We start from the raw sequence: 10450 nt of genomic DNA on the forward strand, positions 1-10450 counted from the left end.
CGAATCTCGACGTGTGCTGGTCGGCGCGCTCTTCAATCCGAGCCTTCACCGGATTGGCGACCGCCTGACCCGCACGCTCGATTATCTGGCCGTCATCCCCGATCGCGTCTGGCGCGATCGGGGACGCAACGTCCCCGGACGGTTTCAGCAGGTGCCCCGGCAACACCGTTGGCTGGAGCAGGCGGCGAATGAATTGCCGATCGTCCTGCACTCGATCGGCTTGTCGATCTGCAGCGCGGATATTTTCGACGAGGAGTTTGCCGACAATTTGATGGCGTGGGCGGCGCGTTTGAATTCGCCCTGGATCAGCGAGCACCTTTCCTTTTCGCGTGTCGGCTCGGGGCACGAGGTGAACTCCGCGATTCCCTTGCCGGTTGCTTACGACCTGGAAATGCTGGAACTGCTGGTTCCACGCGTTCGTTTCTTCACTGACAGGCTTGCCTGCCCGTTCCTGCTGGAGAACAGCGTCTACTACATCAGCTATCCGGATCAGGACTTGAAGGAAGAGGAGTTCCTCAATCGACTCTGCGTTCGCTCCGGATGCGGCGTTCTGCTCGACCTGCACAACGTCTACACCAACGCGGTGAACCATGGTTTGGCGGCCAGAGACTACATTGACGACCTCGACCTCGATCATGTCAGGGAGATCCATATCGCCGGCGGCTCCCCCATGATGGGATTCCACGCGGATTCCCACAACGGGCCGGTACTCGAAGACGTCTGGAACTTGCTGGAGTATGTCGTGCCGCGTGCCAGCAATCTGCGCGGGGTCACGTTCGAATTCCATGATTCGTCGTTCGGCAGGATGGGCGAAGAGGGTTTTCGAGAGCAGATCGACCGGACGCGCGCTATCCTGCGAAATTTCAGCCAAAGCGAGATGGCGGTGCCCCATGTCGCTTAGGGAATTTCAGCAGGCTATCGTCGATCTTACGCTCGCGCCGGATTCATGGCGCGCCATGCGCCGCGGCGAGTCCGCTGTCCTCGACCGGTACAAGCTCAATGAACGCGAACGGAATCGTCTGCTGGAGATTTCGCGTCAACCCGGCATGGCGATGAACTGTTCCCTGGCGCGCGGCAATCGCCTCGAGTTGATCGTGGGCGCCTTCCCGAAGACATGTACCCTGCTCAAGCCGTTGCTTCCCCGGTTGCTCGATGAGCTCTGGGAACGGCGCAAGCCGGACAACTACCAGCTGTTTGGCGAAGAAGACGCCTTCGCCGCATTCATTGCCAAAAAGCTCAGCCAAAGCGAGCTGGCCGTTGAATACCTCTCCGAGATTTTCGCCTATGAACTGACATGCCGTGACCTGGCGCTTCGCTTCGAAACATGCGCTGACGCGGAGTCTGCGCTCGAGGCGATCGTCGAATTCCGGCACCCGCCCGACGAGCTATTGGCGCCGTTGAACCGTCATGCCGCTCCCCCGTCCGGTTTGCCTTCCGGGGTCTTTCCAACCCGGGTTCGCCTGAGCGAAGCGGGACTTGAGATTGATCCCATTCCGGTCTGATGCAGGCTTATCGGACGCGGCATAAAAGTAAGACCCCGGATTGCTCCGGGGCCTTTGCTCTCGAAGGAGCATCCGTCAGGGAGCATCCGTCCCTCGAAAGGAATATCGATACCTGCGGCCGCTTTACCTGCTGCCGCCCTTCGGAGCAGCCATGTTATCGGCGCCGGAACCGGCGTTATCTTGATCGGACGGACTAGCTGCGCCGCCCTTGTTGGCCCCGCTGCGCGTGCTCGACCCTGTGGTCATGCCTTTTTCATGTTGCGTTTTCTTGCCGGAGGAAGCGCCGGGACTGACGGTTCCGTCATTGGACGCGCCGGGCGCGGTTTGACTTTGAGCAGACGCCATGAGCGTCGAGCCGAACAGCGAGGTCACGACAAGAGCAGAGATTGCAAGTTTGGCAAATTTGGATTGCATCAGGGATGTCTCCGTTGGTTACAGGATTACTCGAAACCTCGGGCATGTGATTCAGTTCCGGTGCGCGGCAAACATTTCGCAAATTTCATTTTCAAAAACTCATTTACCTGGCGATCGCTGTGCAACCATCGACTTTCCAAACATCCGTCACCTTGCGAACATAGGATTTGCGCAAAGCGGTTCCATTGGTTGGTGCGCCTCGACACGCGACAATCGTCGAGCAAAACTGACAGGGGGAAACGGCAATGTTCGTGGAGCGGATCAAGGGCCCTCGATGCCAAAAATGCGGAGAAACGATGGCGTTGCGGATCATCGAGCCTGAAAGACCCGGTTTCGATTCGCGGACTTTCGAATGCCCGAAATGCTTTGGCACCGAAACCCTGGTGGCGTCGATCTCCTGCGGATTGGATGTCTCTGCAGCGCCATCTCCGCAGCTAACGGCGGATTACGCTAACGCTAATCCGCCCTACGACCCATTAATCCCTATTCATCGAAGATCTCGTTGACCGACACCACCGACAACGTGCCGCCACCGCCGGCATTGTTGACGCCGGATACGGCGTAGATGGTCTTGTCGACCACCCCGACCGCGAAGCCGTGCCGGGGCGTGATCATGCGCGCCGCGCGCGACCACGAGTTGGTCGCGGGATCATAGACTTCATGCGCGCGAAACACGCCGCCGAAATCATCGATCCAGCCTTCACCGCCGAGCACGTGGATCTTGTTGCCGATCGCCGCGATGCCGGTTCCTGACCGCGCGGTCGGCATCGGCGCCCGTGTCGTCCAGCTGTTGGTCGCGATGTCATAGGCCTCGTTCATCCAGATGTTGTTCGACCACCCGCCGGAAAAGCAGGAACCGACCCGCCCGCCGATCGCGTAGATCTTGCCGTCCACATAAACGACGCTGTGATGATTGCGCGGGGTCGGCATCGGCGCCAGGGTGGACCAGGTATTGGTGTCGGTATCCAGCACCTCCATGGTGCCGAGCAATTCAACGTCTCCGCCGGGGGTGAGACCGTTCGGCAGCTGCTTGCCCTTCGGAATGGTTCCGCCTCCGATCACGTAGATCTTGTTGCCGACCGCAACCGCGGCGAGCGCACCGCGCGCTGTCGGCATGTTCGGGAGCGCCGACCAGTTTTTGGTCTCGGCATCGAACACCCAGGCCTTGTTTTCAGGATACCAGCCGCCCTTGCCGCTGTCCGGCAGGCGAAATCCGCCAATCACATAGAACTTGTGACCGATGCTGACAGCTGAACCATGGTGGACCGGGACAGGATTGGAGGGCAGTTGTGTCCAGTCGTTCTTGCCGGGGTCGTATTTGTAGAAAATACCCTGCGGCGTGTTCGATGGATCCTGTCCGCCGTAGACATATACTTGTCCGTCGACGGCGGCGCCGAGAACTTCGTTGGCGCCTTGCGGGATTGGCGCGCCGAGCCGCCATTTACCCTGAGCTTCGGCACCCGTCGCAGCACCGATAAATATCGCCGCGAGCAGGACAGCCAAAGCTGTCGCACGGCACACCAATCGTTGGATCACGATCGCCCCCCTGTTTCGCCCGAAATTCACCGGATGGCTCCCGATCCGGGTTCGGTGATTTCTTGAGTTTGTGGTTTTGCCGGAGCCGTTAACGCCGTGATTTAGGCAGATTAGCGGGATCGACGCCAGCGCTAAGGTGCCGCGCATAGGGCCGGATTAGCCCAACGTGTCCGCGCAAAGCGCGGCCCGATGACGGACTCCGACGTAATCCGCCATCTCGGCAGAGCAACGGTGGATTAAGCTAACGCTAATCCGCCCGAGCTGACGATGTCCGTTTCCAGGGGAAGACCGGAAGTCGCCGGACGACGGTCAAAACGACGCGATTGACCCAGAACGGATATTCAATAGGTTATGAGCGGCGTCGCTCGGTTGCCCTTGCGGACAAGATCGGGCGGCACATTGCGCATCGCCTTGACCATCACCGAGCGGTCGACCTCGAATTTTTCGGCCAGATTATTTAGGGGAAAGGTCTCCATGGCCCGGTTCCTGGAAGCAATTCCAGCTAATGTCTTGATGTGAGTTTTCGCAAGGACAGCTCAGATGATTCGAAAGCCATTCTTTCTAATCTTGAGGGACGACAGCGCTAATACCTTTTCAGTCGAAGGCCCAATGATTGATGATCGTCCTTGGGTTTCTCAGGTTGTAACTGCTCAACGCGCAGGCCGGAAGGTTCGCTGCATAGTGGCGACTGAGGCTACGCGGGAAGCGTGCATCAAAAATTGGTTGGCATCCAATCCTCGTATGAAGCTCGTCGACCCGGGCATGTTACCTTGAAATTTCGTCTCCGTTCGTGGCCCTCTAAAACAATGCCAGCCCGTAGGGCGGATTAGCCCAACGGGTCCGCGCAAAGCGCGGCCCGATGACAGGCTCCGGCGTAATCCGCCATCTCAGAAACGTAACGGCGGATTACGCTAACGCTAATCCGCCCTACATGCTGTGCTGCCAAGACGTGGATGCCCGGCACATCTGGCGCGAAGACGCGCTTCGCGCTTTGGCCAGGCATGACGAGCCAGGGTGACTTAATCCCCCGCCCTTAACCGATACCCAATTCCCGTTTCGGTCAGCACGAATTGCGGGCGCTCGGGATCGGCCTCGATCTTCTGGCGCAGTTGGCGCACATAGACCCGCAGATATTGCGCGTCGGTCAGTTCATCCCACAGCTCCTTCAGGAGAAAGCGATGGGTCAGCACCTTGCCCGCATGCTGCACCAGCACCCGCAGCAATTCATATTCCTTCGGCGACAGCTTGACGTCCTTGTCGCCGACCTTGACGATCCTACGTACCAGATCGACCGAGAGATCGCCGGACCGAAACACCGGGCGCTCGCCATGGACCTGCAATTGATGCCGCAGCGCCGCGCGCATCCGGGCCAGCAGCTCGTCCATCCCGAACGGCTTGGTCAGATAATCGTCGGCGCCGAGATCGAGCGCCTGCACCTTGCCGGCCTCGTCGCCGCGGCTCGACAGCACCACGACCGGAACGCTGTCATTGCGGCCGCGGATCATGCGCAAGAGTTCATGGCCCTGGATATCGGGCAGGCCGAGATCGAGAATGATCAGCGCCGGATCCTGCGCCAGCAATTCCAGCGCAATCTTGCCGTTGGAGGCTTCGAGGATTTCGTAGCCTTGCGTGCTCAGCCCCATCCGCAGCAATTTTCGGATCGGCGGCTCGTCGTCGATGACCAGAACCTTGATCGGGGCGGCACTCATGCGGCGGTATCCAGAAAATGTGAGGCTGCCGGGATCGGCAGCCTGATGGTCAGCATGGCGCCGCTGCGGTCGGTGCGGTTGGCAGCGGAAATCGTGCCGTGCATCGCCTCGACGAAGCCGCGGGAAATCGCCAGCCCCAGACCAGTACCGGGACGGACATGGTCGCCCTTCTGGGCGCGGTAGAACTTGTCAAACACGCTCTCGAGTTCGGAGTGCGGAATGCCCGCGCCTTCGTCGCTGATCTGCAGCGCCACCCAATCCTTGTCCCGCCACCCCCTGATCGAGATGGTGGTGTCCACGGGCGCATATTTGGCGGCATTGTCCAAGAGGTTGAACAGCGCCTGCTCGAACAGCACCGCGTCGAGTTCCAGCATCGGCAGATCGGCCTCGAGCTCGAGCGACACCTGGTGATGCACCAGGATCTTGCTGGCACGCCGCAACGCGCTGCCGACGATTTCGCCGATATCGTGCGGCGCGGTATTCGGCTTGATGGCGCCGGATTCCAGCTTGGTCATGTCAAGCAGATTGGCGATGAAACGGTTGAGCCGCTCGGATTCGTCGATCACGGTCGCCAGCAGATCGCGCTTTTCGGCGTCGGTCAGACCGCTGGAGAGATCGCGCATGGTGGACGCGGCGCCGAGCACGGAAGCCAATGGCGTCTTGAGATCGTGCGAGATCGAGGTCAGCAGCGCCGAGCGCAGCCGATCCGACTCGACGGTGCGCTTGACCTTGTCCATGTCCTCGACCAGCAGCACCCGCTCGATCGCCAGCGCGCCCTGATCGACCAGCGCATCGAGCAGGCGGCGCTGATCCGGCGTCAACAGCGGCCCTGATTTGTCGTCGTCGATGCCGATCACCCCGATCAGGCCGCGTCCGGTCCGCATCGGCAGGAACAGGCGCTTGGCGCCGGGCAGCGTATCGGAGCCGCGCCCGGCCGGGCGGTCATTGCCCCAGGCCCAGTTGGCGGCGGCGAGATCGGCCTTGTCGAGCTGATCCTCCGGCGGGTAACCCGCCTTCACCGTCAGCACGCCATTGTCCGGCAACAGCAGCACCACGCGCACCTTGAGCATCAGCGCGGTCTGGTAGGCGGTCGCCCACAGCACGTCGTCCAGCGTCGCGGTGCCCGCGAGCTTGCGGCTGAAGGCGTACAGCGATTCGGTGGTCCGCACCCGGCCGATCGCGGAATCGGCCTGGGTGCGCACCCTTGCTGCGACATTGGAAACCAGGATCGCGATCAGCATGAAGAAGAAGAACGCCGCGACGTTGGTCGGATCGGTGATCGTGAAGGTGTAGATCGGCGGCAGAAAGAAGAAGTTGTAGCACAGCGAGGCGGCGACGCTTGCCAACAAGGATGGCAACAGGCCATAGCGAACCGCGACGCCGACCACCGCCGTGAGAAACACCAGATCGACATTCTCGATGCCGAACAGCGGCTGGATCAGTTCGGCCGCGCCAAGGCCGATCATCACGATCACCAGCGCCATCAGATAGGGTCCGGCATGGAACGGCTCGGAGCGCTCCGCCGCGCGCACGGTCTTCTTCGGCACCGGGTCGGCCGCGAGCTCCTCGCCGGCGATCACGTTGACGCTGATATTGCCCGCGCGTCGCACCAGATCATGCACCACCGATCCGCGCGTGATCTCGAACCACCAGGAGCGCAGCGATTTGCCGATGATGATCTGGGTGACGTTGTTGGCTTGCGCAAAACCGATGACGTCGTCGGCGATGCGCCGCCCGACGGCGGGCATGGTGAGCGCCTCACCGCCCAGCGCCTCGGCCAGCCGCAAGGTATCGGCCAGCCGGTCGCGTTGTTCGTCGCTCAATTGCAGGCTGCGCCGGGTCTCGATGCTGATGGCGGTCCAGGGCGCGTGCAGCCGGTCCGCCAATCGCTTGGTGTAGCGCACCAGCCCGGCCGCGCGCGGATCCTCGGAGAGGCACACCAGGATGCGCTCGCCGGCCGCCCACGGACCCGCGATCGCATTGGCCTGCATATGGGTCAGCAGCTGCTCGTCGACGCGCTCGGCGGTCCGCCGCAGCGCCAGCTCGCGCAAGGCGGTCAGGTTGCCCGGCGAGAAGTAATGCTCGAGCGCGCGCTCGGCCTGTTTGGGGACGTAGACCTTGCCTTCCCGAAGCCGCTGGATGAGATCGTCCGGGGTGAGGTCGATCAGCTCGATGCCGTCGGCGCGGTCGAACACCGAATCCGGCACGGTCTCGCGCACCCGCACATGGGTGATCTGCGCGACCACGTCGTTGAGGCTCTCGATATGCTGGATATTGACCGCCGTGTAGACATCGATGCCGTGGGACAGCAGTTCCTCGACATCGAGGTAGCGTTTCGGATGGCGGCTGCCGGGCGCGTTGGTGTGCGCGAGTTCATCGACCAGCGCGATCTGCGGATGACGCGCGATCAGCGCGTCGAGATCCATCTCCTCGATGGTCTGGTCGCGGTATTCGATACGTTTGCGCGGGATCACTTCGAGGCCCTGCAGCAGCGCCTGCGTCTCCACCCGTCCGTGGGTCTCGACCACGCCGACGACGACATCGACGCCAGCTTTAATCCGGGCGTGCGCGCTCTGCAGCATCTCGTAGGTCTTGCCGACGCCGGGCGCGGCGCCGACGAAAATCTTCAGCCGGCCGGCCTGGCTGTGCTCGCGCCGCGCCGTCTCCAGCAGGGCTTCCGGCGAGGGGCGTTGTTCGGGATCGCGGCGCTGCTGCTGAACCATATGGGTAATATAGTCCTCGGGCGCCGTCGGGCCTAGAGCGGGATCGGATCAGGTTGATCCTGCTCCGACCGCTGTCATTTCGATGTCGCCGCATCCAGCGCCAGATTGAGCGCCAAGACGTTAACCCTGGGTTCACCGAGCAACCCGCCGAGGCGGCCCGCCGTGTTCTGCGCGACCAGCTGGCGGACGCGATCTTCCGGCATGTTGCGGGCTTTGGCGATACGCGGCACCTGGAACAGCGCGCCCTCCGGCGAGATATCCGGATCGAGGCCGCTGCCCGACGTGGTGACGAGATCGACCGGGACCGGCACGGAGGGATTTTCCGCCTTCAGTTTATCGACATCTTCCTTGACCCGGTCATTGAGGGCCTTGCTGGTCGGGCCGAGGTTGGAGCCGGAGGAATTGGCCGCATTGTAAGGCGCCGGCACGGTCTTGGTGGCATCGGCCGGGTCAGCCGCCGATGTCGCCGAGGGCCGGCCATGGAAGTATTTGTCGTCCTTGAACTCCTGCCCGATCAGCGCGGAGCCGACCACCTTGCCGTCGCGTTCGATCAGGCTGCCTTGCGCCTGCCTGGGAAAGATCACGCCCGCGATCGCGGTCATCGCGAGCGGATAGGCAAGGCCCGTGATCAAGGTCAGCAGGACCAGGATGATGATGGCGGGGCGAATTTCTCTTAACATGGTGTGTCTCCTTCGTTCTCCGTCATTGCGGGCGGAGCAGTTCGGATTTCGTCATTCCGGGATGGTGCGTTAGCACCAGACCCGGAATCTCGAGATTCCGGGTTCTATGCTTCGCATAGCCCCGGAATGACGGTGGATTTTCAAGCCAGATGCAAGGCGGCGACGACGAGGTCGATGGCCTTGATGCCGATAAAGGGAATGATGATGCCGCCGAGGCCATAGATCAGCAGGTTGCGGCGCAGCAGCGCGCCAGCCCCGATGGCGCGATACGCCACGCCCCGCAAGGCCAGCGGAATCAAACCAATAATGATCAGGGCATTGAAGATGATCGCCGACAGGATCGCGCTTCGCGGGCTCGCCAGCTGCATGACGTTGAGCACCGCGAGCTGCGGATAGAACGCCAGGAACATCGCCGGGATGATGGCAAAATATTTGGCGACGTCGTTGGCGATCGAGAACGTGGTCAGCGCGCCGCGGGTCATCAACAGCTGCTTGCCGATCTCGACCACCTCGATCAGCTTGGTCGGATTGGAGTCGAGATCGACCATGTTGCCGGCCTCGCGCGCGGCTTGCGTGCCGGTGTTCATGGCAACGCCGACATCGGCCTGGGCCAGCGCCGGTGCGTCATTGGTGCCGTCGCCGCACATCGCGACCAGTTTGCCCTTGGCCTGCTCGTCGCGAATGAGCTTCAACTTGTCTTCCGGCGTCGCCTGGGCGAGGAAATCATCGACCCCGGCTTCCGCGGCAATCGCCGCCGCCGTCATCGGGTTGTCACCCGTGATCATCACAGTGCGAATTCCCATGCGGCGCAACTCCGCAAAACGCTCGCGGATGCCGCCCTTGACGATGTCCTTGAGCTGGATGACGCCGAGCAGACGGCCGTCCTTGGCGACCGCCAGCGGTGTGCCGCCCGCCTTGGAGATTTCATCCGAGATCGCCTGCAGCTCGCGCGCGGTCTCCGACATCGCCGGCTGCAGCACGCGCGCGGCATTTCCCGACGCCACAGCGCGCGGCATTCCGCCGTCGACATAGTTCAGGATCGCATCGACGGCGCCCTTGCGGACCGACGATGCGCCGGCATCGACGCCGCTCATGCGGGTTTGCGCCGTGAACGGAATGAAGTTGGCGTTGAGTTCCGCCATGTCGCGGCTGCGGATGCCGTATTTCTCCTTCGCCAGCACCACGATGGAGCGGCCCTCCGGGGTCTCGTCGGCCAGGGAGGCCAGCTGCGCCGCATCCGCGAGTTCCTGTTCGGTCACGCCGCGCACGGTGCGAAACGCCGTCGCCTGCCGGTTGCCGAGCGTGATGGTGCCGGTCTTGTCCAGCAATAACGTATCGACGTCGCCGGCGGCCTCGACCGCGCGGCCCGACATCGCCAGCACGTTGAAGCGCACCAGCCGGTCCATGCCGGCGATGCCGATCGCCGACAACAATGCGCCGATGGTGGTCGGAATCAGGGTCACGAACAGCGCGACTAAAATCACGACCGAAATCTGCCCGCCGGCATAGGCCGCGTAGCTGGGAATCGTCACGGTCGCGAACACGAAGATGATGGTGAGACCCGCGAGCAGGATATTGAGCGCGATCTCGTTCGGCGTCTTCTGCCGCTCAGCACCCTCGACCAGCCTGATCATGCGATCGATGAAGGTCGATCCTTGTGCTGCGGTGATGCGGACCCGGATCCAGTCCGACAATACTTGCGTGCCGCCGGTGACCGCCGAGCGGTCGCCGCCGGATTCGCGGATCACCGGCGCGGATTCGCCTGTGATCGCGGCCTCGTTGACGGAGGCAACGCCTTCGATCACTTCGCCGTCGGACGGAATGTTGTCGCCGGCCTCGACCAGAACGACGTCGCCGACCTTGAGGCTGGTGCCGGACACCAGCCG

Annotated in this window: 9 protein-coding genes; 2 read left to right on the forward strand and 7 right to left on the reverse strand. The window is 62.3% G+C overall.

Translation table 11 applies throughout. The annotated features are described in order from the left end of the window. Window positions 1-13: 13 nt before the first annotated feature. Both ABR948_RS07130 and ABR948_RS07135 read left to right on the forward strand, forming a co-directional pair. Window positions 14-901, forward strand: coding sequence for an MbnB/TglH/ChrH family RiPP precursor modification enzyme (locus ABR948_RS07130; RefSeq protein WP_428115101.1), 888 nt, complete (start codon window positions 14-16; stop codon window positions 899-901). Continuing rightward, on the forward strand, window positions 891-1502 hold the full coding sequence (locus ABR948_RS07135) for a hypothetical protein (protein WP_428115103.1): 612 nt from the start codon (window positions 891-893) through the stop codon (window positions 1500-1502). The genes ABR948_RS07130 and ABR948_RS07135 overlap by 11 nt, the downstream gene beginning before the upstream one ends. Window positions 1503-1625: 123 nt before the next feature. Here ABR948_RS07135 and ABR948_RS07140 read toward each other — a convergent pair whose 3' ends face one another. The 7 genes from ABR948_RS07140 to kdpB all read right to left on the reverse strand — a co-directional run. Further along, window positions 1626-1916: a hypothetical protein gene (locus ABR948_RS07140; protein ID WP_428115106.1), complete on the reverse strand. Its 291-nt coding sequence runs from the start codon at window positions 1914-1916 to the stop codon at window positions 1626-1628. Between the two features lie 483 nt (window positions 1917-2399). Next, window positions 2400-3452 carry a Kelch repeat-containing protein gene (locus ABR948_RS07145; RefSeq protein ID WP_428115109.1) on the reverse strand — a complete coding sequence of 351 codons (1053 nt, stop codon included), beginning with the start codon at window positions 3450-3452 and terminating at the stop codon, window positions 2400-2402. A gap of 341 nt (window positions 3453-3793) precedes the next feature. Continuing rightward, on the reverse strand, window positions 3794-3928 hold the full coding sequence (locus ABR948_RS07150) for a hypothetical protein (protein WP_428115111.1): 135 nt from the start codon (window positions 3926-3928) through the stop codon (window positions 3794-3796). A 543-nt stretch (window positions 3929-4471) separates the two neighbouring features. Beyond that, window positions 4472-5161, reverse strand: a complete 690-nt coding sequence (locus tag ABR948_RS07155; RefSeq protein ID WP_428115114.1) for a response regulator — start codon at window positions 5159-5161, stop codon at window positions 4472-4474. Further along, window positions 5158-7884 (reverse strand): DUF4118 domain-containing protein, encoded by a 2727-nt coding sequence (locus ABR948_RS07160; protein ID WP_428115116.1) that lies wholly within the window; start codon window positions 7882-7884, stop codon window positions 5158-5160. The genes ABR948_RS07155 and ABR948_RS07160 overlap by 4 nt, the downstream gene beginning before the upstream one ends. Before the next feature lie 74 nt (window positions 7885-7958). Then, the gene (locus ABR948_RS07165; RefSeq protein ID WP_428115119.1) at window positions 7959-8564 is read right to left on the reverse strand and encodes a K(+)-transporting ATPase subunit C; all 606 of its coding nucleotides are present in this window, start codon (window positions 8562-8564) and stop codon (window positions 7959-7961) included. Between the two features lie 140 nt (window positions 8565-8704). Further along, a partial coding sequence (kdpB, locus tag ABR948_RS07170; RefSeq protein WP_428115122.1) for a potassium-transporting ATPase subunit KdpB occupies window positions 8705-10450 on the reverse strand: 1746 nt, incomplete at its 5' end.

The sequence above is a fragment of the Bradyrhizobium sp. genome (assembly GCF_050014615.1).
Taxonomy (GTDB): Bacteria; Pseudomonadota; Alphaproteobacteria; order Rhizobiales; family Xanthobacteraceae; genus Bradyrhizobium.